Annotated in this window: 19 protein-coding genes, 1 tRNA gene and 1 pseudogene; 10 read left to right on the forward strand and 11 right to left on the reverse strand. The window is 37.3% G+C overall.

What is annotated here, in order from left to right:
- Window positions 1-48: 48 nt before the first annotated feature.
- The 7 genes and pseudogenes from tatC to AC1M84_RS12285 all read right to left on the reverse strand — a co-directional run bounded on the left by tatC (window position 49) and on the right by AC1M84_RS12285 (window position 5,439).
- Entirely contained in the window at window positions 49-795 is a 747-nt protein-coding gene (gene tatC, locus AC1M84_RS12255; RefSeq protein WP_481595081.1) for a twin-arginine translocase subunit TatC, read from the reverse strand.
- Window positions 788-1,186 carry a Sec-independent protein translocase protein TatB gene (gene tatB, locus AC1M84_RS12260; RefSeq protein ID WP_051586589.1) on the reverse strand — a complete coding sequence of 133 codons (399 nt, stop codon included), beginning with the start codon at window positions 1,184-1,186 and terminating at the stop codon, window positions 788-790. Before tatB ends, tatC begins: the two co-directional genes overlap by 8 nt.
- A 54-nt stretch (window positions 1,187-1,240) precedes the next feature.
- Window positions 1,241-1,390: pseudogene (tatA, locus tag AC1M84_RS12265) on the reverse strand (twin-arginine translocase TatA/TatE family subunit); the annotation flags it as partial.
- A gap of 245 nt (window positions 1,391-1,635) precedes the next feature.
- On the reverse strand, window positions 1,636-2,148 hold the full coding sequence (locus AC1M84_RS12270) for a hypothetical protein (protein WP_481595082.1): 513 nt from the start codon (window positions 2,146-2,148) through the stop codon (window positions 1,636-1,638).
- A gap of 125 nt (window positions 2,149-2,273) precedes the next feature.
- Window positions 2,274-3,182: an AEC family transporter gene (locus AC1M84_RS12275; RefSeq protein WP_481593590.1), complete on the reverse strand. Its 909-nt coding sequence runs from the start codon at window positions 3,180-3,182 to the stop codon at window positions 2,274-2,276.
- Window positions 3,183-3,313: 131 nt separating this feature from the next.
- Window positions 3,314-4,042: an HAD family hydrolase gene (locus AC1M84_RS12280; protein ID WP_481595095.1), complete on the reverse strand. Its 729-nt coding sequence runs from the start codon at window positions 4,040-4,042 to the stop codon at window positions 3,314-3,316.
- A gap of 110 nt (window positions 4,043-4,152) precedes the next feature.
- On the reverse strand, window positions 4,153-5,439 hold the full coding sequence (locus AC1M84_RS12285) for an MFS transporter (protein ID WP_481595083.1): 1,287 nt from the start codon (window positions 5,437-5,439) through the stop codon (window positions 4,153-4,155).
- A gap of 137 nt (window positions 5,440-5,576) precedes the next feature.
- Here AC1M84_RS12285 and AC1M84_RS12290 point away from each other — a divergent pair, with 137 nt between their 5' ends.
- The 5 genes from AC1M84_RS12290 to putP all read left to right on the forward strand — a co-directional run bounded on the left by AC1M84_RS12290 (window position 5,577) and on the right by putP (window position 10,295).
- Complete coding sequence (locus AC1M84_RS12290) at window positions 5,577-6,194, forward strand: lysophospholipid acyltransferase family protein (protein ID WP_481595084.1); 618 nt, start codon at window positions 5,577-5,579, stop codon at window positions 6,192-6,194.
- 74 nt (window positions 6,195-6,268) lie between these two features.
- Window positions 6,269-7,198, forward strand: a complete 930-nt coding sequence (locus tag AC1M84_RS12295; RefSeq protein ID WP_481595096.1) for a patatin-like phospholipase family protein — start codon at window positions 6,269-6,271, stop codon at window positions 7,196-7,198.
- 86 nt (window positions 7,199-7,284) lie between these two features.
- On the forward strand, window positions 7,285-7,758 hold the full coding sequence (locus AC1M84_RS12300) for an NfeD family protein (RefSeq protein ID WP_481595085.1): 474 nt from the start codon (window positions 7,285-7,287) through the stop codon (window positions 7,756-7,758).
- Window positions 7,759-7,782: 24 nt separating this feature from the next.
- A complete protein-coding gene (locus AC1M84_RS12305; protein WP_035268029.1) occupies window positions 7,783-8,637 on the forward strand; it encodes an SPFH domain-containing protein in 855 nt (284 codons plus the stop codon).
- A 167-nt stretch (window positions 8,638-8,804) separates the two neighbouring features.
- Complete coding sequence (putP, locus tag AC1M84_RS12310) at window positions 8,805-10,295, forward strand: sodium/proline symporter PutP (RefSeq protein ID WP_481595086.1); 1,491 nt, start codon at window positions 8,805-8,807, stop codon at window positions 10,293-10,295.
- 34 nt (window positions 10,296-10,329) lie between these two features.
- Here the strand turns inward: putP and AC1M84_RS12315 are convergent, their stop codons facing one another.
- The 3 genes from AC1M84_RS12315 to prpF all read right to left on the reverse strand — a co-directional run bounded on the left by AC1M84_RS12315 (window position 10,330) and on the right by prpF (window position 13,763).
- On the reverse strand, window positions 10,330-11,241 hold the full coding sequence (locus tag AC1M84_RS12315) for a polyprenyl synthetase family protein (RefSeq protein WP_481595087.1): 912 nt from the start codon (window positions 11,239-11,241) through the stop codon (window positions 10,330-10,332).
- A gap of 136 nt (window positions 11,242-11,377) precedes the next feature.
- Window positions 11,378-12,340, reverse strand: coding sequence for a GGDEF domain-containing protein (locus AC1M84_RS12320; RefSeq protein WP_481595088.1), 963 nt, complete (start codon window positions 12,338-12,340; stop codon window positions 11,378-11,380).
- A 235-nt stretch (window positions 12,341-12,575) separates the two neighbouring features.
- Window positions 12,576-13,763 carry a 2-methylaconitate cis-trans isomerase PrpF gene (gene prpF / locus AC1M84_RS12325; protein ID WP_481595089.1) on the reverse strand — a complete coding sequence of 396 codons (1,188 nt, stop codon included), beginning with the start codon at window positions 13,761-13,763 and terminating at the stop codon, window positions 12,576-12,578.
- Between the two features lie 322 nt (window positions 13,764-14,085).
- On the opposite strand from prpF, the gene AC1M84_RS12330 reads away from it, so the two are divergent.
- The 5 genes from AC1M84_RS12330 (at window position 14,086) to AC1M84_RS12350 (ending at window position 20,272) form a co-directional block, all read left to right on the forward strand.
- A complete protein-coding gene (locus AC1M84_RS12330) occupies window positions 14,086-15,435 on the forward strand; it encodes an amino acid permease (RefSeq protein ID WP_180028093.1) in 1,350 nt (449 codons plus the stop codon).
- A 70-nt stretch (window positions 15,436-15,505) separates the two neighbouring features.
- A tRNA-Arg gene (locus AC1M84_RS12335) sits at window positions 15,506-15,581 on the forward strand.
- 219 nt (window positions 15,582-15,800) lie between these two features.
- Complete coding sequence (locus AC1M84_RS12340; RefSeq protein ID WP_481593596.1) at window positions 15,801-17,087, forward strand: OmpP1/FadL family transporter; 1,287 nt, start codon at window positions 15,801-15,803, stop codon at window positions 17,085-17,087.
- Between the two features lie 336 nt (window positions 17,088-17,423).
- Complete coding sequence (locus tag AC1M84_RS12345; protein ID WP_092767002.1) at window positions 17,424-18,788, forward strand: OmpP1/FadL family transporter; 1,365 nt, start codon at window positions 17,424-17,426, stop codon at window positions 18,786-18,788.
- Window positions 18,789-19,084: 296 nt separating this feature from the next.
- Window positions 19,085-20,272: an OmpP1/FadL family transporter gene (locus AC1M84_RS12350; protein WP_481595090.1), complete on the forward strand. Its 1,188-nt coding sequence runs from the start codon at window positions 19,085-19,087 to the stop codon at window positions 20,270-20,272.
- A 51-nt stretch (window positions 20,273-20,323) separates the two neighbouring features.
- Here the strand turns inward: AC1M84_RS12350 and thrH are convergent, their stop codons facing one another.
- A complete protein-coding gene (gene thrH, locus AC1M84_RS12355) occupies window positions 20,324-20,941 on the reverse strand; it encodes a bifunctional phosphoserine phosphatase/homoserine phosphotransferase ThrH (RefSeq protein WP_035269809.1) in 618 nt (205 codons plus the stop codon).
- Window positions 20,942-21,019: the final 78 nt, after the last annotated feature.

Here is a 21,019-nt window from a genome sequence, read left to right on the forward strand (position 1 = left end):
AATGACAACTGTAGGACACTATTTAATTATTTTGTGATTTAGTTAACATTAATTGTGATAATTCGATTGACTCAATATTCTTGAAAATAACAGCCCAATTTCAAATAATAGATAGACCATTGTGCCCCCAATCGCCATTGATAATATGTCTGGCGGCGTTACAAACATGGCAATAAAAAAACAAAAGATAAAAATGTAAGGTCTATTTTTTTGGATGGTCTCAATGTCTACTAATCCAAAATACACCGTGATCATAATGACCAATGGCACTTGAAAAATCAGCCCTAAGACGAAGAAAAACTTAATACAAAACAATAAGTATTGTTGTATATCTGTCATAGGGGTCACACTATCTGGAGAAACTCCAATAAAGAATCCCAATACAGCGGGCAGAATAAAAAAGTATCCCAGTGCAATGCCCGAGTAAAACAACACAATACTTGATGGAAAAAAGAAAAAGAAAATTTTACGTTCTTTCAGATAAAGCGCATGTTTTAAAAAAACATATAATTTATAAAAAATAAAAGGAAAAAGGATGATCAACGTGACAAAAAATACCAACTTAATGGGTGCTACAAATGTACTGGTAATATCTGTCGCAATCATATGCGCATTTGCAGGTAATTTAGCTTGTAGAGGCAGTGCGATTGCGTTATAAATTTTGTTCGCGAATGGCACTAATCCAACAAAAATAACTAAAAAGCCGATAACGACATGAATTAAATTTCGCCTAAATTCTTCAAAATAATCAGAAAAATGACTCAGTGTTTTTTTGAGGTCGGAAGTTTCAGACATATCTCACTCCCATTACATGTATATCAACACACGACCAATGCGCTAAATGAGTCATTAGAAAATCTGTTTTATAAGGTGCTGGCACATAAAACTTTTGGATTGGGAAATATTGTTTTTGTTTCTGATCAATTTGATCATCTAGATGCGCGAAATATTCCTGCATTTGAGTTTCAAGCTGTTTAACATTCTGAATTTCATCTTTTAATTCTTCACGAAGTTGATGAAGCTCTAATTCAAGATCTACTTTCTGTTTAATATCGGATTTTATTTCACTTATTTTTTTCAAGCTTCGAAGCGCAAAACGAATCGCATCGGGTAAACGATCAGGACCCAAGACCACAATTACAATCAGTCCAAGAAAGAGCAGTTCTCCAAACCCAACATCAAACATAGGTTAAAACACCACAATATTGCTTTGAATATTGTTTAAAAAAGATTATTGATGAGTGTCTTTTTTATCTTCACGAACAGCATCTTTAAAATCTTTTACAGCGCCGCCGACATCTTTGCCAAAATTCTTTAATTTAGCTGTACCGAAAATGACCAAAATAATTATGGCAAATAGTGCGATATGACCAATTGAAAGACCCATCATTATAGTTATCCTTATTTTTTAATATTGCTTAATACTAACAGACCAACAATGCATAGAACTTTGGAAATGTCTAACAATCTCAGCATATATATTTGAGTCTGTTTAGATTTTTTATTCTGCTTTCAAAATATAAGCTACTGATAAAAATAATAAAACCGATTTAAGCCTTTGCTTAAATCGGTTTTCAATCACTTGGTTCGCTGAACTACGTTTTCAATTCTTTGTTTAACTTGAATAATAAAGGATTAACGGCCATAGATTTCTAAAAGTTTATCTAAGGTTGCTTGATAATGAATATCGATATCTTCAGCTAAAATAGCATACGCATTATCTAACTGAACCATTGGCCAGCCTTCTTTCCAAAATGGAAAAATATTGTGTAGATCATGCGTCACGATCGCTTCTTCACGTGTAATCGCCTGTGCAACCTGCGATAAAACCTGTGCCGTTTCAGCACCATCAATCTCAAGATAATCAATACCACGCGCTTTAAGAATACGAATTCTGTCTTTTTTATATTTAATTTTTTTTGCTTGTGCTTCATTTAAGCCTAGCGCAAGTGTCACTGCTTCAACAAACTTTTCTTCGAAAGATTGATGTAATGCAACCAAGGCTTTTTTATGTGCTTCCAGACGCCCCTCTTTACCACCACTACGAATCAGTTTATTCGCCTCAACATTAAGTTCGTCAGATTTCATTGACTGCAAAATATCTAAAATTTCGATATCACTTAAAGATTCAGCATTGTGGTGTGTCATGGGAGTACTTCAATTCAACTTAATCTTGCATTTTCTCATAATTCAACACAAATACATAATCTAATTCAAATTGAATCGATAAGCTTTCAAATGATTCTAAATATTTGGAATTATACTTCTGAGTTTTAGTGCAATATGAAAGTCAAAACGATGGGTAGTGTGATTGCAGCACCGATAATTTGCAGACTAATTACGCCAGCCATTAATTGACTGTCACCACCCAATACTTTTGTCAGAATATAAGCAGCTGAAGCCGTTGGTAATGCAAAATATAAAATAAAGATTTGCGTCTCTAAAGTATTGAAGCCCAGCATTTTACAGACCAACCAAGCCAAAATCGGCATTAAACATAAACGCGATAGCGTGTTGATCATTAGAGGAAATGATTCTTTTTTAAGAGCCACAAATTGCAATGCAGCACCGACACACATTAGTCCCATAGGTAAGCTACATATCGCAAGTTGGTAAATTAATGACTCTGCACCTTTCCATAATGGTAGCCCGGATACATTGTAGAGCACCCCAACCAGACAACCCAAAATTAAAGGATTTTTGAGTAACGATATAATCACTGCTCGAAAATTCATATTTTCATGATCGGTCAGTGCCAATACCGAGATGATATTCACAACAGGAATACTGATCGCCAACAGTAATGCAAAAATTGTCATGCCTTCTGCTGGAAAAAGCGAAGCAACAACTGCTAAACCAATATAGGTATTAAAACGTACATTACTTTGAACATAGACTCCAAATCTTCGTGTTGGGGTCTGAAAAATTCTTTTTAAAATATATAAAACTGCACAAGCAATTGGAAAGACCACGAGTAAAATGACTAAAATTTTACTTACCATCTCCATATGAATATCAGCTTGAGCCAAATTGCCAAAGAGCATGGCAGGGAAAAAAACAAAATAGTTAAGTTTTTCTGCACCCGCCCAAAACTCGTCAGTTAAATATGATTTCTGTTTAAGAAAATATCCAATTAAAATGAGCCCTATCAGCGGCACTAAGGATAAAACAATGCTGTACATAAATGATGAGCCTAATCGAGTGCAGATCGCTCAGTCCTAATACGCTCAATCAACCACAGTGGTTTATTGCATGCATTTTGAACTGATCATTTTATATTACACTGCATCAAGCTGATCGTCTCAAAAATTCATCATTTACATCGAGCATTGACTTGTTTTATATACGCTAAAATTTCAGGCAAAGTCTGGATTGTTTTATTTAACGGCGGTTGATGTTCAGCTAAGGATTGGTGAAACCCCGCCAAATATAGTCCATCTAGTCCAGCCTGAGTAGCACCCCAATAATCATTCACTGGATGATCACCAACATAAAGACAATGATCAGGCGCAATTCCTAATTGTTGACAAGTCATATGAAATATTTCTGCTTGAGGCTTTGACACACCTGCCTTCTCAGAACTCATGATTACATCAAAATAATGCGCGATTCCTAAACCTTCGATAATTTTGTGTCGAGTGAAATGTCCTCCATTCGAAATGATTGCCAACTTAAACCCTTTATTTTTAAGGCGATCAAGCATCTGAATAGCATTTGGCATCATGACTGCGTTTAGTCCAAATTGATTAAACCAATAATTACTTAATTCATCTAATTCTGGTGCTTTTTTCCATTTCAACTGCTTGAGTAATGCATGAGCGACTGAACCACCAATGGTAGGTTCAGTCATTCTTTCTCGGATGGGATAGCCACCATGATCAATATATCGAATCGTTTCGAGAATCTCAGCTTGCGCAGACGAGGCAGATTGATCGATTTGCTGTTTATAAGTATTAAATAATGCCCGACTAAAAGTTTGAACACTTAAATCTCGGTGTGTCAGTGTATTGTCCAAATCAAAAATAACAGCTTGAATTTTCATAGTGCTTAGAGGAGTGTATTCATTTACCCATGCTATCAACTCTCCGCAATCTCGATTATTCATTTTTATTTCATCCTAAGCATGAAAATGAATAAAAGATAGATTACAGACTAATTCCATTGATGTTTGTTTTGAGCTGTATACCGACTCCATACTAAAATCGGTATGAACAAAAATAATCCTAATATACAGATCAAAATGAGATATGAGGTATAACCGAGCCAATCGCCTAATATGCCACTCAAGGTATACAGTGCTCCCGCAATGGAAGCCATCAATGCGACTTGGAAAGTAAAATCTGTTCCTGCAAATTCTTTCCGACTGTATTGCATCACCAAGGTTAGAATAATCACCAATAACATCGCAGCGAACATATCTTCTAAAGCATTGATGATATAGATCCACACGACGTTCAATTCAGAAGGTCGCGCCTCATAATGCGATAACCATGCAAATCCAATGAGACTCAATAATTTAAGCAGTGAAAAAGTAATTAAAGCACTTTGACGCGAATAAAACCTAAGTAGCCAACCTGCAATACCTGCTCCGATCAAAGCAGCAAATGCTCCAAGCATGGTCACATTGACACCAATTTGCGTCTTAGATAGTCCTAAATCGACCAACAATGGTTTAAGAATAGGTCCAGACAAACCATCCGTCACTTTAATGCTACACAATACAAAAAACCAAAGTCTGAGTTCTCGATTTTGAAAAAAATAATTTAAGTAATGACTTAAAGCTTTCACGAAACTTTGAGTTTTAGATGATGAATCATCATCTCGATGATTATTGATGCTTTGTGAAGCATGTTGAGGCTCACGATACAATAATACGGGTAGCGTATTAAATGCCACCAAAACAGCCAAGCATAAAAAAGTGGTTTGCCATGTCAATGCATCTAATACCCACAATATCGCACCGCCTCCCACAATAAAGCCCAATCTTGAACCAATCACTTGGAACATATTGCCTAGATGCTGTTGTTCACCTTTTAAAATATTCACAGCTAAGCCATCAGTTGCTATATCTTGAGTCGCTCCGATACTGTTCATTATCAACAGTGCCACGAAAAATCCAAAGAGATATTGAGGTTGATTCAGTGATTGAATGGGGATAAATGATAAGATAACCAGCGTAATCATTGTGAGTAACTGAGTGGGTATAATCCAACTGCGGTAATGCCCTTGATTGAACAAATGATGGCGATCAACCAATGGAGCCCATAAAACTTTGAGTGCCCACGGAGCCATCAGCAATCCAAATCCACCAATATGCGTTAAGGAAACACCTTCAGCACGCAGAATCACGGGCAAAGCATGTGTCATAAATCCTACTGGCAATCCTTGCGTCCAATAGAGTGAAAATAAAAGCACATACATTTTGGTATTTGGTGACATGAAAGAGGTGTCCTGCAACTGATGTTTTCTTAATCAATCCGTATTGAGATGTCCTTGTCACTTGATTCTTATTCTGCCAATGTATCTCATACACAAGGTCTTTATAATAAGTTTAAAAAGCAATTATACAACGCACAATGAACACTAGATTTCCAAAATTACCATCACAAGTTCCTCAACGCGGTTCAAAGTTGAGTCGAGCAGCGTTCAAACAGCTTTATCTTCGACAAGGCTGGTCTTTTGAAGGAGAATTTCCAAATTTTCCCAAAGCTGTCGCAATTGTGTCCCCCCATACATCAAATTATGATGGACTGTATGCCTTTCTCGCGATGCTTGGCATTGGCATTGAAGTCACAATCTTTGGAAAAGATAGTCTGTTCAAATCTCCACTCAAACATTTACTCAAATGGATCGGGGTGATTCCGGTAAAACGCGATACCCCCCAAGGCTTGACTCAACAAATTGTTCAAGCTATTCATGAACGAGATAAAATTTGGGTGGCAATGGCACCTGAAGGTACACGAAAAAGTGCTAAAAACATTCGCAGCGGTTTTTATCACATTGCCTTAGGTGCAAATATACCAGTGGTAATGTTTGCATTTGATTATGATCATAAAGTCATTCGATGTTTAGGAAGCCTCGAAATGACGGGAGACTATGAATCTGATCTGCATAAAATATTAGAATATTATCGTGGAAAAATTTCTCCTAAAAATATGAGTCGTTTAGCATTACCCTTTAAAGAACTTTTGTAAAAATGCTAGAAAAATAGACAGCAATCTGTTGAGATATGCCTAAAATTTTGACACTTTTTAGCAGATTAATGTCTATGTCATTGCTCCTCAATCTTCCCAAAATCAGCTTCATTGGCCTGAGTTTATTGGCGCTATCAGGCTGTAACTCTACTGTAAAAAATCCTACACAATCCACTCAAATTCAAGCACGCGAGCCAGTGATCGCGATTGCTCTAGGCGGTGGTGGTGCAAAAGGTTTTGCGCATATTGGTGTATTAAAGGTTTTAGAATCTCATGGTATAAAACCCAAAATTGTTACGGGTACAAGTGCTGGAAGTTTTGTCGGTAGTATTTATGCTTCAGGCAAATCTCCCTATCAACTACAGCAAATTGCACTTCAACTGAAAGAGTCCGATATTCGTGATTTAACTTTAAATCGGCAGGGTGTGGTCCTCGGTCAAAAGCTCCAAGATTATGTCAATCGACAGGTTGGGAACAAACCGATTGAACTATTCCCGATTCGATTTGCTGCAGTTGCCACACGTTTAGATAATGGTAAACGCGCTGATTTCGTCAAAGGTAATACAGGTCAAGCCGTAAGAGCGTCATGTAGTATCCCTAACGTCTTTGTTCCAACAACGATTGGCAAAACCAAATATGTTGATGGTGGACTCGTGAGTCCAATTCCAGTTCAAACTGCCAAAAATATGGGTGCAGATATTGTGATAGCAGTTGATATTTCTGCACGCCCTGCAGGCAATAAGCCGATGAGCATGTGGGGACTGTTGGATCAAACGATTAATATTATGGGTCAACAAAGTATCAATACTGAACTCAATGCAGCTACAGTCGTGATTCAGCCAAAAGTTGGCCATTTAGGAACTTTGGATTTGAAAGCCAGCAATGAGGCAATACTTGAAGGTGAGAAAGCAGCGCAACTGAAAATTAAATCAATAGATACCGCAATTGCCAATTTCAAAAAATCTCCTGCTGCTTTCAAACCTGCACCAACAGCTCGCTTTTAAGCATTTTTTATAGGCTTCTCTACCCTAGTCTGTTATCTTGATATAGATATTTTCGTCTATAACAAGATAACGATTAGAGTAGATGTATGGACTTATTGATTGAACCTTGGCATTGGTTTGTATTAGGTATTTTGCTCATCCTGTCTGAGCTCATTTTACCGGCCTTTGCTGCACTGTGGTTTGGTATAGCTGCAGTCATTATTAGCATACTGGTGTGGCTATTTCCTTCTATGGAGCTTCCAGCTCAAATTATTTTATGGGTTGTATTGTCGATTTCATGTACGGTGATTTGGTTTAAATTTATTAAACCACTTTCCGTTGATAAGACTAAAGCGGGGCTCTCACGTGAAGCGACAATCGGACAAGTTGGGATGGTCATTCAAATTGGTCATGAACCTGAATTGGTCAAAGTTCGGTTTCAGCTTCCAGTTCTCGGCTCTGACGAATGGAATTGCAGAACACTGAGCCCTGTTCAGGTCGGTGATCGTGTCAGAGTTACAGATATTTTAGGTAATGAGCTGGTTGTTCAAGCGCACAATAACCTCAATTCACCGTTATAAACAATAATTCTTAAAGGAGTAGAAATGTCTGGTTCAATTATTGCCATCGCATTTTTGGCATTCGTCGGGATCACTATTTTTAAAGGGGTTCGTATCGTTCCTCAAGGCTATAAATGGATCGTACAACGTCTGGGTAAATACCATACGACCTTAAGTCCAGGTCTAAACTTTGTGATTCCTTATGTTGATGAAGTCGCATATAAAGTCACGACAAAAGATATTGTTCTCGATATTCCATCTCAGGAAGTAATTACAAGAGATAACGCAGTTCTTTTAATGAATGCTGTTGCCTATATCAACATTACTACACCAGAAAAAGCAGTCTACGGTATCGAAAACTATACGTGGGCGATCCAAAACCTTGTCCAAACTTCTTTACGTTCAATCGTAGGTGAAATGGACTTGGATGATGCTTTATCTTCACGTGATCATATTAAAGCGAAGCTAAAAGCAGCAATTTCTGATGATATTTCAGATTGGGGAATTACGCTTAAAACGGTTGAAATCCAAGATATTCAACCATCAGGTACAATGCAATCCGCAATGGAAGCCCAAGCCGCAGCTGAACGTCAGCGTCGTGCGACAGTGACACGTGCTGATGGTGAAAAACAAGCTGCGATTCTTGAAGCTGAAGGTCGTCTTGAAGCATCACGTCGCGATGCTGAGGCTCAAGTTGTACTAGCTGAAGCTTCAGAAAAAGCCATTAATATGGTTACCAATGCTGTAGGCGACAAAGAGATCCCTGTCGCTTATCTACTTGGTGAACAATATGTAAAAGCAATGCAGGATATGGCTAAATCTAATAATGCTAAAACTGTGGTATTGCCTGCTGACATCATGAATACGATTCGTGGGGTAATGGGTCGTAATAATCCTTAAATCGCTCAGACACTCTTCAAAATTTATAAGGCAGCTTCGGCTGCCTTTGTTATTGATATGACTCGAGATTCAATTCTTCAGCATTTATTTTAAATTTATGGTTAAATTTCGCATCCTGAAAGATTGCATGAAAACAATCTATCGTCTAACTGCATCATGGAAATTGTATGAGCACCTTTGATCCCACCTTAATCACTTTCTTGTTCTATATTGTCGCCATGGTCGTGATTGGTTTAATCGCGTATCGAGCGACCACGAACTTTTCAGATTATATTTTGGGTGGACGACGCTTGGGAAGTTTTGTAACAGCCCTTTCAGCTGGTGCTTCTGACATGAGTGGCTGGTTACTTATGGGTTTGCCAGGTGCTATTTATCTTTCTGGTCTATCAGAAATGTGGATTGCAATTGGTTTAATTATTGGTGCATGGCTCAACTGGCTTTTAGTGGCAGGACGTCTCAGAGTTCATACTGAAGTTCAACACAATGCCCTTACACTCCCAGATTACTTTTCCAATCGTTTTAATGATCAGAAAAAAATTCTACGAATCGTTTCTGCATTTGTCATTTTAATCTTCTTTGCCATTTATTGTGCTTCAGGCATGGTGGCAGGCGCTCGATTATTTGAAAGTATGTTTGATCTGCCTTATAGCACTGCCCTTTGGATTAGTGCAATTGCAACGATCAGTTATGTGTTTATTGGTGGGTTCTTGGCTGTTTCTTGGACAGACACCATCCAAGCGGGATTAATGATTTTTGCCTTATTGCTTACCCCCATCGTAGCTTTACTGACTTTTTCCGATTTATCTCAAGTGAATCTAGCACTTGAAGCAGCGCGACCAGAAGCAAGCAATTTAATGGGTAACTTAAGTACCGTCGCAATTATTTCATTACTGGCTTGGGGTTTAGGCTATTTCGGACAACCTCATATTCTCGTACGTTTTATGGCTGCTGATTCAGTTAAATCGATTCCTAATGCTCGTCGTATTGGTATGACTTGGATGATTCTGTGCCTTGGTGGTGCAGTGGCTGCTGGATATGTCGGTATTGCTTATTTTCAGCAAAATCCACAGTTCGCTAATATTGTGAATGCTAACCCTGAAACTGTATTTATGGAGTTAACGAAAGTTCTATTTAACCCATGGATCGCCGGCATTGTATTAGCTGCAATTTTGGCTGCGGTAATGAGTACATTGAGTTGTCAACTTCTTGTATGTTCAAGCACTTTAACCGAAGATTTTTATAAATCTTTCATCCGTAAAACTGCTTCTCAAAAAGAACTGGTTTGGGTGGGTCGTTTGATGGTGCTACTGATTGCTTTACTTGCGATTGTTTTAGCGTCAAACCCTGAATCTAAAGTACTTGGTCTAGTTGCCTACGCTTGGGCAGGCTTTGGGGCAGCATTTGGCCCGCTCATTATTCTGTCTTTATTCTGGAAACGCATGACTTTAAATGGCGCTTTGGCGGGGATGATCATTGGTGCAGTGACCGTTATTGTATGGAAAAATATTTGGGCTGATACTGGAATCTATGAAATCATTCCTGGCTTTATTTGCTCTCTCATCGCAATCATTGTTGTGAGTTTATTAGGTAAGCAACCGAACTCAGATGTTACTGACCGATTTGACGAAGCAGACCGATTATATAAAGCGACAAAATAACAAATAAAAAAGAGGACTTTCAGTCCTCTTTTTTTTAACTCTTTCGAGCAAGCAAAAAAGCTGAAATCTGCTTAAGTTCAGATGCCGAATCACCAAAATAATCTAAAGCACTAATCGCTTGCTGATGAAGCTTATTTGCATATTCTTTTGCAGCATCTAAACCCAATAAAGCTGGATATGTCGATTTTTCTACAAGTTCATCTTTTCCAGCGGTCTTTCCAAGCGTTTCAGTATCCGAAACTATATCTAAAATATCATCTTGTACTTGAAATGCTAAACCTAATGCTTGACCAAATTCACGCAATTTCGGTATTCCTGCATCTACACCGTCCATCACTGTCACTACTGACATCATGATTGCCGCCTGAATCAGTGCTCCAGTTTTATTACGATGAATATTTTCCAATGCTTCCTGATCAATTTTCTTGCCTTCTGCTTGCAAATCTAGGACTTGACCACAAACCATCTTAGAAGATGATGTCGCCAATATCTGCATTTGCTTCAACACAATAGAAGGATCTACAGTGACTTGTGTATCAAAAAGGCGACTTCCTAAAACCTCAAATGCCATCGACTGTAAGATATCTCCCGCAAGTAGTGCTGTATCTTCACCATATGCAACATGGCAAGTTGGTTGACCACGACGCAACAAATCATTATCCATACATGGTAAGTCGTCATGAGCAAGTGAATAGCAATGAATTAATTCGACTGCAACTGCTGCACGTCGCACAGCAGCAAAATTTTTATGATCTTCACTTAATTCTGCTGTTGCATACGCTAAAGCTGGACGAACCCGTTTTCCACCTAACATGACTGCATGATTTACAGCACTTTTCAAAGGCTCTGGAATGAAAAATGCATCTAGGGCAATTTTCAGATCCTGTTGGATTTGCTGTTGAGCACGTTGTAATACTTCACTATTCACAGAGATATGTACTGTCACTGCCGTCTTTGAACCTCAAGTTATACCGTTTCAAGTCGGTATATATAAAATTGTCCTTATTCTACAACCAATTGTGATTGCTACAAAACACAATGCTGATTTGTTTTATTTAGTGATAGGTTTAAATGAAGAGTGACTATTCATCTAACACATGAATCGAGTTTCGACCCAATACATGTGCAATGTCAACCGCACGATCTAAGGTTTCTAATATTTGCTTTTCTGAGTACATTTTCTGGCAATTAGGATGAAAAATCCCAATCGCACACGTGAGTACCTCATCCTCTTGAGGATCGAAATAATTTTTTTCACGGACCAATGTTTGTTTTAGGCGTTCAGCAATGGTGAGAATTTTCCAAGGAGTCGATTCTTGAATCACCAAGATAAAACTTGCAGAATTCAAACGATAGACTTCTGCTAAATCTTGATTCAACTCCTCTTTAATCAGAGATCCAATACGACTCAAAATTTCATCACCAATGGTATAACTATTGAGCTGATTAAACTTTTTAAAATTTTCGACTTCAAACTTGATAAAAGAATAATTTTTCCGCTCTTGAATAAGGAAGCGATCTTTTAAAAACTGTTCAAATGCCAGCTTATTGTTCATCCCAGTCACAGGGTCCAAATATAGCTCTTCAAACAACCTTTTATTATTTTGGATCAAGACACGTTCACGTCTTTTCAATTTTGTTATATCTGCACATACGATCAACACGCAATCCAAAGAGGATGATTTATCTCTTAAAGCACTAAAATAAATTTGAAAAAAATGCCCTTTTGAATAGAACTCATTTTCAATTTTGTATAAACGTGAATCATTTCGAAACAATTGCAGCGCATCTTGAAATAATTGGTAAACCGTCGTTGATACGAAACCTAATTTCTTTCCGAGTAAATAGAGTGCATCACTCTCATAGATATCAGCAAATAATTGATTTGCACTAATAAATACACCATCATGCTGAACTAGCGCCACAGGCACAGGGATTTTGGCAATCACAGATACCAAATCTAATTTATTTGTAGCATGAATTTGGTTTAGAAACTCTTGATCAATCTTGGGCGTATCCTGCTCAAAATTATTATCCTTCTTCATTGGTCTTTCTCATTTTAATTATTCGTGGAGCGAAGGCTATTCAGCAACTTAATTTTATGAATTCGGTGAATATAATCACGTTGACTTATTTCCTTAATATAACATGTCAAAATTGTCATAGTCTCAATTATTTATGAGTGAATCGTACTGTTAGTAATGCTTTCAGGCTAATTTAGTATACTTATCACATATTTTAAGCGCGTAAAAAAAACCACTCGAAAGTGGTTTTTTTATTTTAAAACGTATCGCCAGGAATTCGCACCCATCCTTCCATGAGTACTCGAGCACTGCGACTCATAATGGCCTTTTTTACAGTCCATTGCTCATTAATTTTCTCCGCTTCAGCGCCCACTCTGAGTGTTCCAGAAGGATGCCCAAATCTGACTGATTTTTTTTCACCACCACCTGAGGCTAAATTGACTAATGTTCCAGGAATTGCAGCAGCGGTTCCAATCGCTACAGCTGCGGTTCCCATCATGGCATGGTGTAGTTTACCCATAGATAAAGCACGAACCGTCAAGTCGATCTCATCAGCGTGTACTGCTTTTCCGCTAGATGAGATGTAATTTTTAGGCGCAGATACAAATGCAATTTTAGGTGTATGCTGACGTTGAACCGCTTCATCAATATGCTGAATAATACCCATCTTTACAGCACCATAAGCACGAATTTTTTCAAACTTGGCCAAGGCCTCGACATCATTATTGATATGATCCTGAAGTTCAGTTCCTTCATACCCTAAGTCTGAAGCACACATAAAAATAGTTGGAATACCCGCATTAATCAGCGTCACCTGAAAGCGACCAATATCTGGGACTTCCAGCTCATCAACCACATTTCCTGTGGGAAACATGGTAGCCCCATCCTCTCCATCATCTGCGGGATCTAAAAATTCTATTTGCACCTCTGCAGCTGGAAATGTTACCCCATCAAGCTCGAAATCACCTGTTTCCTGAACATGACCATTTGTAATTGGGACATGCGCGATAATCGTTTTCTGGATATTGACCTGCCAAATCTTTACCGTACAAATCCCATTCTCTGGAATCTTTTCTGCACTCACGAGACCATTTGAAATCGCAAATGAGCCTACTGCTGCCGTAAGATTGCCACAGTTGCCACTCCAATCGACAAATGGTCGATCAATCGCAACCTGTCCAAAAAGATAATCTACATCATGATCAGATTGAGCGCTTTTAGAGAGAATTACTGTCTTACTGGTACTAGATGAAGCACCACCCATTCCATCGATTTGTTTGCTATAAGGATCAGGGCTTCCTATCACACGTAATAAGATCTGATCTCTTGCTTTACCTGGAACTTGAGCTTCTTTAGGTAAATCATTTAAGTTAAAGAAAACACCTTTACTCGTTCCTCCACGCATATAAGTGGCTGGAATTTTAATTTGTGGTGTTGAACTCATAGCTCATTCCTTCTCTTTTAATATTTGTTATCAATCGTGATTTTTAGTTCAACACAGTATAAATGATTTTTTATGTGAACATGAGCACTTAACACTATGGTATGAATTTCCATCAATTACGATAGATTAAATTTAATTCACTCTCACAAAAACAAATTCTAATAAAATTAAATGATTGATTAAAAAATAATTAAATCATTTTTCTATAATAATTTTATTTTATTTAAATCATAAAAAATATTCATGAACGCTGACGTACTAGGCTAATGCAATTTGATCTATTACAATCTTGTAACTTATTTCAATCGTCGGGCTGAATACTTTGAATAACAAGTCTTCACAACTTCAGCGTGGCTTAAAGAATCGTCATATCCAATTAATCGCTATGGGTGGTGCAATTGGTACAGGCTTATTTTTAGGTTCCGCACACGTGATCCAATCTGCCGGCCCATCTATTATTTTGGGTTATGCAATTGGTGGTTTAATCGCTTTTTTAATTATGCGCCAATTAGGCGAAATGATTGTTCATGAACCTGTTGCAGGATCATTTAGTCATTTTGCAAATAAATATTGGGGTAAGTTTCCTGGATTCCTAGCAGGTTGGAACTATTGGATTCTTTATATTTTGGTCGCGATGACCGAATTAACAGCTGTTGCAAAATATATTAACTATTGGTGGCCTCACATTCCTGCTTGGTCATCAGTTCTTTTCTTCTTTATTATCATTACCTTAGTTAACCTCTGTAATGTTAAATTTTATGGAGAATCAGAGTTTTGGCTGTCTATTATTAAAGTAGCAGCTGTCGTGTCGATGATTATCTTCGGTCTATTCTTGTTGTTTACAGCAGGATCTGACTCTACTGCATCATTCAGTAATCTTTGGACTCACGGTGGTTTCTTCCCTCATGGATTCGAAGGTTTATTCTTCATGCTGGCATTCCTGATGTTCGCCTTTGGTGGTATTGAACTGATTGGTATGGCGGCAGCTGAGGCTGAAAATCCAGAGAAAACGATTCCTAAGGCAATTAATCAAGTTGTTTTCCGTATTCTGATTTTCTATGTTGGATCGCTTACAATTCTTCTTTCTTTAGTTCCATGGAATCAACTGCAACTTGGTGGTCTAGATAAAAGTCCATTCGTAATGATCTTCAGTCAACTGGGTATTGATTGGGCTGCTCACCTGCTCAACTTTATTATTTTGACTGCTGCGCTATCGGTATATAACAGTGGAATGTACGCAAATAGCCGTATGCTTTTTGGTTTAGCAAAACAAGGGAATGCCCCTAAAATTTTTGAAAAAACCAATAAACAAGGTGTACCTGTTCCTGCGGTATTGTTGTCAGCAGTGTTAATTTTCGGGTGTGTTTTATTAAACTATTTCGCACCTGAAGATGCTTTAAGTAATTTAATTTATATTGTCGTTGGTGCTCTAGTACTTAACTGGGCGATGATTGCTTTGACTCACTTGAAATTTAAGCAAGCGATGAAACAGTCGAATACCACTTCTAAATTTCCTGCTTTATGGTCACCAGCGAGTAACTATTTAGTTCTTGGGTTTATTCTTGTCGTGCTTTACATCATGTGGACTCAGGGCTTAAGCGGTGCTGTGATCATGATTCCGATCTGGATTATCCTGATGTTGGTATTGTTTAAATTACTTTACCGAAAATAGTAAGACACATTAAAAAAGTTATTGCTAAGCAATAACTTTTTTTCAAAAATTTATTTGATCAGATTTGTATGCGTCCTTAGCTTAACTGGATAGAGCAGTTGCCTCCTAAGTGACCGGCGTGGGTTCGAGTCCCGCAGGGCGCACCATTTTCTAAGATTAATACACTTATCAACAAATTGACCCAAAATAAAAAAAATAATGTCATTTCAGTCAAATTTTTGTTGCATCTCATTACCTTTATGATATGTTGTTTGTAGAGTAAAAAATAAACATTTTAGCATAAATCGTTTATTTATCAGCTCTTAAGGAAATAACTAAAAAAATTCTATTAAATTAAAAATTCAAATTATCTAAGGATAGATAACATGAAATTAAAAACCATCAGTGCATCTGTATTATTTGCTTTATTACCGATTTCTGGGGCTCATGCAGCCGCTATGGATCGCTCAGGTCAATCGATAGGAGCATTTTTACAACCAAATAATTACTTTGAAGCTGGTATCTCCATTATTGACCCTGATGTATCTGGAAAAAATCAATTGGGTCCAATTAGTGATATGGGTGATGATTATTATTTTCCAAGCGCAGCTTTGAAATTACAACTTAACGAAAATTTCTCTTTCGGTATTCTATATGATCAGCCATTTGGGGCATCTGCAACTTATACAGATGGTATGATTCCTGATGATGGAGCCTTAGGTAATCGGCCACTTGCAGGCACTAATGTAAAAGTTAATTCAAATAATATTACTGCTCTTTTCGGCTTTCAACCTAATGAACAATGGAACTTTTATGCAGGCGGTGTATATCAAGATGTGAGAGGCAACTTAACACTGTCTAGTATTGGTTATAATTCAACTTTTAAACGTGATGAAGGCTACGGTTGGTTAGCAGGAGCAGCTTTTCAAATACCAGAAATTGCATTAAAAGTGTCTTTGACTTATAGATCTGAAATTGATCATGAGCTTGACACTACTGAAAATTCAAATTTAGTCGTTGGTGTAATTAACAATCAAGTTGCAACAATTGATGGACTAGTAGCATTAGCAAACGGCACAGTAACATTTGAGCAAGTGGTAAGTTCTCTGCCTATTTCTGCAGAAGATAAAGCTCAAGCATTAGCAGCAAATAGTTTACGAAACAAACTACTTAATTCTGATTCAGAAAAAACTAAAATCTCCACACCTCAATCCGTTAATTTAGATTTCCAAACTGGCATTATGGCCAATACAGTTGCTTTTGCAAATGTACGATGGGTCGAATGGGGTGGCTATGGTATAGATATTGATAAATTTGGAAGTATTACCCAATTATTATCAGGCCAACGACAAAATATTATCGATTATGATAAAGATCAATGGTCTGCCACAGTTGGTGTTGGGCGAAAAATTAATGAAAAATGGGGTGGTGCTATTTCTGCCGGTTGGGATTCAGGTGCTGGTAATCCTGTAACTGCACTTGGTCCAACTGAAGGTTATTGGAATGTCGGATTAAGTGCACAGTTTAGTCCTACTCCAGCAACTTTTATCGGTGGAGGCGTCAAATATTTTTGGTTAGGAGATGCTGAAGCTCGTTCTGTTGGCAAATATGTCGGTAATTTTGAAGATAATAATGCTTGGGCATATGGTTTAAAAATGGGTTATCGTTTCTAAATGCCATTTATTTTTCAAAAGAGCACTTTAGTGCTCTTTTTTATTTAATCATGAATACCGTTGACTGACTGTATAGTTCATTTATAAATTAACGATAAGATAGTATGACTCAAAATTAAATAATTCATAAATTCAATAATTTATATAAAAATAAAATTCCTATTATTTTTATCAGAATTAAAATTCAATTATAAATTTATTTCCTTAGAGTATTTACTCTGATTCTTAATGTGTTATTTTGTGAATATATGATTTAGGATCAGTTTAAGATAACTAATCCTCAATTCAATTGGAAAATACAAAATAATTCATTGAAGAAGATCAGGGAAAATTCAAGTGAAATTAACAAAATTATCAGCTGCTGTATTATTCGGTTTAGCATCATCAGGCACTTTTGCTGCTGCATTAGATCGTTCTGGACAATCTATTTCATCATTCCTTCAACCAGGAAATTACTTTGAAGCAGGTATCTCAATTTTAGATCCATCTGTCTCTGGTAAAGATTTATCGGGTAATCATACTGGAGATATGGCTGGTGATTACTACTTCCCTACCGCAGCATTAAAAATACAAGCGACTGATAATATTTCAGTGGGTCTTTTATATGATCAACCTTTTGGTGCAGATGCTGAATACACAGGAACAAATAATTTTGTCGCTAGCCCAGCCGATGGTGTATTACCTGGAACTGCTTTGACAAATGGATTACCAGTAGTGACTGCTAATCCAACAGGAAGCTTTAACGGTATACCTGTAATCACAGATCCGTCTACTGGATTACCAGTTGCAATCGGTTTAGGAACTCAAATAACTGGAAACACATCTGTCGAAGTTGATACTCAAAACTTATCACTGATTTTAGGCTACCAACCTACAGAAAATTTTAACTTTTATGGTGGTGCAGTCTATCAAACAGTTAAAGGTAACGTAAAACTTCGTGGTTCAGCATATAGCTTATTTAATGGTTATGATGCTGATATTCCTGAAGACAATGCCTTTGGATGGTTAGCTGGCGCAGCATATCAAATTCCTGAGATTGCGCTTAAAGCATCGATTACTTATCGTTCCGAAATTGATCATAAAGTCAATGTTAATGAAAGTATTCCTCTCATTGCGCCTCTAGGTTCTTTACTAGTGGCTTCTGGAGCATTACCAGGTTCAGCTTTGGCAGGTCTTAATTCATCTGGTGAAACTAAAATCACTACACCACAATCTGTAAATTTAGATTTACAATCTGGCATTATGGCTAACACCGTAGCATTTGCAAACATACGTTGGGTAGACTGGTCAAGTTTCTCTATACGCCCTCATAAATTTGGTCAATTATCAGAGCTTGCTGGTGGACTATTACCATCTTTAGGCAAACCTAATGGATTTAACCTAGTTGATTATTCTAAAGATCAATGGTCTGTAACAACAGGTGTAGGTCGTAAATTTAACGAGCAATGGGCTGGTAATGTTTCAGTTGGATGGGACTCAGGTGCAGGCAATCCTGTAACGACACTTGGACCAACAGAAGGTTATTGGAACGTAGGTTTAGGTCTTCAATATAGCCCTACTCCAGCTACGTTTATTGCAGGTGGTGTTAAATACTTCTGGTTAGGTGATGCTGATGCTCAGACAGGTGCACATAGCGCAGCAGGAAAGTTTGAAGACAATGACGCTTTAGCTTATGGTCTTAAAATCGGCTATAAATTCTAATCATTCATCAATAAAAAAAGACCACATGATTGTGGTCTTTTTTTATTTTTATACAAGTATAAATTAATTGCCTGTTATATCATCATTTAAAATAAGAAAACGACTCAAACTACAATTCCTTTTTTGCTCAATAATATTTTTTAAAAACATGGACATAATTATTTAATCTCATAACTTGATATTGAAGCTACATAAATTTGATTATATTTCAAACATTTCCGAGTATTTACTCTTTTTTTATTTATGTTATTTTTCATGCAATTTTTTTCGCCATATGGCATTCATGGATGAACATCATGAAATTTAAAGTACTTTCATACTCTGTCTTATTATCTACGCTCCCATTAACTTCAATTTACGCCGCAGGATTAGATCGTTCAGGTCAGTCAATTTCAGCATTTCTCCAATCAGGTAATTATGCAGAAGCTGGTATTTCTGTTTTAGATCCCACCGTTAAAGGTTCTTCCACCGTGATTAATAAAATCACTGGTCAGGATTTAACAGGCGAAAAAATTACCGATATGGGCAGTGATTATTATTTTGTAAACACTGCTCTTAAACTACAGATTACTGACCAAGTTTCTTTAGGATTAATTTACGATCAGCCTTTTGGTGCAGATGCATTATACGATGCTAAAAATCAATCATTTGGGAATAGTTTAAGTGGTACATCAGTTGAAGTTAAAACACAAAATTTAACTGCACTTATTGGCTATCAACCCACTGAAAATTGGAATTTTTACGCTGGTCCAGTATGGCAAACAGTTGAAGCTGATATCAATTTAAAAGGTAGTGCATACCAAGTCTTAAATGGCTATAACATCCATGTAGACCAAAAAGAAGCTTATGGCTGGATTGCAGGTACTGCATACCAAATTCCAAAAACTGCATTAAAAGCATCTATCACTTATCGCTCTGAGATTAAACACAAAGCTCAGTCGAATGAAACCTCGCTCCTTCCACTTTACGCAGATGCATTAAAAATGCCTGAGTTTAATAGATTAGATAAGATCTCTGAAGTAACTGAAGCAGTTACTCCACAATCTGTAAATATTGATTTACAGTCTGGAATTGCAACAAACACTTTGGCGTTTGCTAACCTGCGTTGGGTTCATTGGGATCAATTTACGGTTACACCTAAATTACTTGGATTAGTTGGACAGGACCTCATTTCGTATTCCGATGATCAGTACTCTGCAACCTTAGGTGTTGCACATAAATTTAATGATCAATGGGCAGCAACCACAACTGTAGGCTATGACTCTGGAGCTGGAAACCCTGTAACCACTTTAGGTCCAACTGAAGGTTATTGGAGTGTAGGCTTAGGTGGTCAATTCAACCCATCACAGCAAAGCTTTATTCAAGCTGGTGTTAAATATTTCTGGTTAGGCGATGCAACTGCTCAAACGGGTGGAATAAATGTTGGAGAATTCAGCAACAATTATGCATTAGGTTATGGCATGAAAATCGGGTATCGATTCTAACAATTGTTATAAAAAAAGGACGCTAAAGCGTCCTTTTTTCAAAGTAATAACTTAGGCTGGAATATCACGTACAGAAGCATTGCGGATCGCTTCTTTCAATGCAGCATAACCATTAATCGCAGGAAATTGTGGGAATTCTGCAATTACATTATCCGGCGCATCAAATAAGAAACCTTGATCTGCTTCACCGAGCATCGTAGTATCGTTATACGAGTCGCCTGCAGCAATTACACGGAAATTTAAACCGTGTAAAGCTTGCACTGCTTTACGTTTTTGATCAGGTTGACGTAGTTTATAATTTGTAATCATACCATTTTCGTCAGTTTCTAATTTGTGACAGAAAATCGTAGGCCAACCTAACTGCTTCATCAATGGATGAGCAAATTCATAGAATGTGTCTGATAAAATGATGAGTTGGAAATGAGTACGTACCCACTCGACAAACTCCTTAGCACCTTCAAACGGTCCCATATCTGCAATAACAGCTTGAATGTCATTTAAACCTAAACCATGCTGTTTAAGAATATTTAAACGCTGAGTCATGAGCACATCGTAGTCTGGAATATCTCGAGTTGTTGCTTCAAGCTCTTTAATTCCTGTTTTTTTTGCAAAATTAATCCAAATTTCAGGAACCAAAACGCCTTCAAGATCTAGACAAACGATTTCCATGATACTGCCCTCAGCATTAATAAAATTTGCAATATCATAGCCGAAGATTGTTGAATATCGATGTAATTTTTTAAATCT

This window comes from Acinetobacter sp. 24-47-66, assembly GCF_056779755.1.

Coding starts and splice junctions, on each gene's coding strand:
- AC1M84_RS12295 (WP_481595096.1), top strand. CDS start 6,269: ATGTCATTGCTCCTCAATCTTCCCAAAATCAGCTTCATTGGCCTGAGT.
- AC1M84_RS12320 (WP_481595088.1), bottom strand. CDS start 12,340: ATGAAGAAGGATAATAATTTTGAGCAGGATACGCCCAAGATTGATCAA.
- AC1M84_RS12285 (WP_481595083.1), bottom strand. CDS start 5,439: ATGTCACCAAATACCAAAATGTATGTGCTTTTATTTTCACTCTATTGG.
- AC1M84_RS12270 (WP_481595082.1), bottom strand. CDS start 2,148: ATGACACACCACAATGCTGAATCTTTAAGTGATATCGAAATTTTAGAT.
- putP (WP_481595086.1), top strand. CDS start 8,805: ATGAGCACCTTTGATCCCACCTTAATCACTTTCTTGTTCTATATTGTC.
- prpF (WP_481595089.1), bottom strand. CDS start 13,763: ATGAGTTCAACACCACAAATTAAAATTCCAGCCACTTATATGCGTGGA.
- AC1M84_RS12275 (WP_481593590.1), bottom strand. CDS start 3,182: ATGTACAGCATTGTTTTATCCTTAGTGCCGCTGATAGGGCTCATTTTA.
- AC1M84_RS12305 (WP_035268029.1), top strand. CDS start 7,783: ATGTCTGGTTCAATTATTGCCATCGCATTTTTGGCATTCGTCGGGATC.
- tatC (WP_481595081.1), bottom strand. CDS start 795: ATGTCTGAAACTTCCGACCTCAAAAAAACACTGAGTCATTTTTCTGAT.
- tatB (WP_051586589.1), bottom strand. CDS start 1,186: ATGTTTGATGTTGGGTTTGGAGAACTGCTCTTTCTTGGACTGATTGTA.
- AC1M84_RS12280 (WP_481595095.1), bottom strand. CDS start 4,042: ATGAAAATTCAAGCTGTTATTTTTGATTTGGACAATACACTGACACAC.
- AC1M84_RS12290 (WP_481595084.1), top strand. CDS start 5,577: ATGAACACTAGATTTCCAAAATTACCATCACAAGTTCCTCAACGCGGT.
- AC1M84_RS12350 (WP_481595090.1), top strand. CDS start 19,085: ATGAAATTTAAAGTACTTTCATACTCTGTCTTATTATCTACGCTCCCA.
- thrH (WP_035269809.1), bottom strand. CDS start 20,941: ATGGAAATCGTTTGTCTAGATCTTGAAGGCGTTTTGGTTCCTGAAATT.
- AC1M84_RS12300 (WP_481595085.1), top strand. CDS start 7,285: ATGGACTTATTGATTGAACCTTGGCATTGGTTTGTATTAGGTATTTTG.
- AC1M84_RS12340 (WP_481593596.1), top strand. CDS start 15,801: ATGAAATTAAAAACCATCAGTGCATCTGTATTATTTGCTTTATTACCG.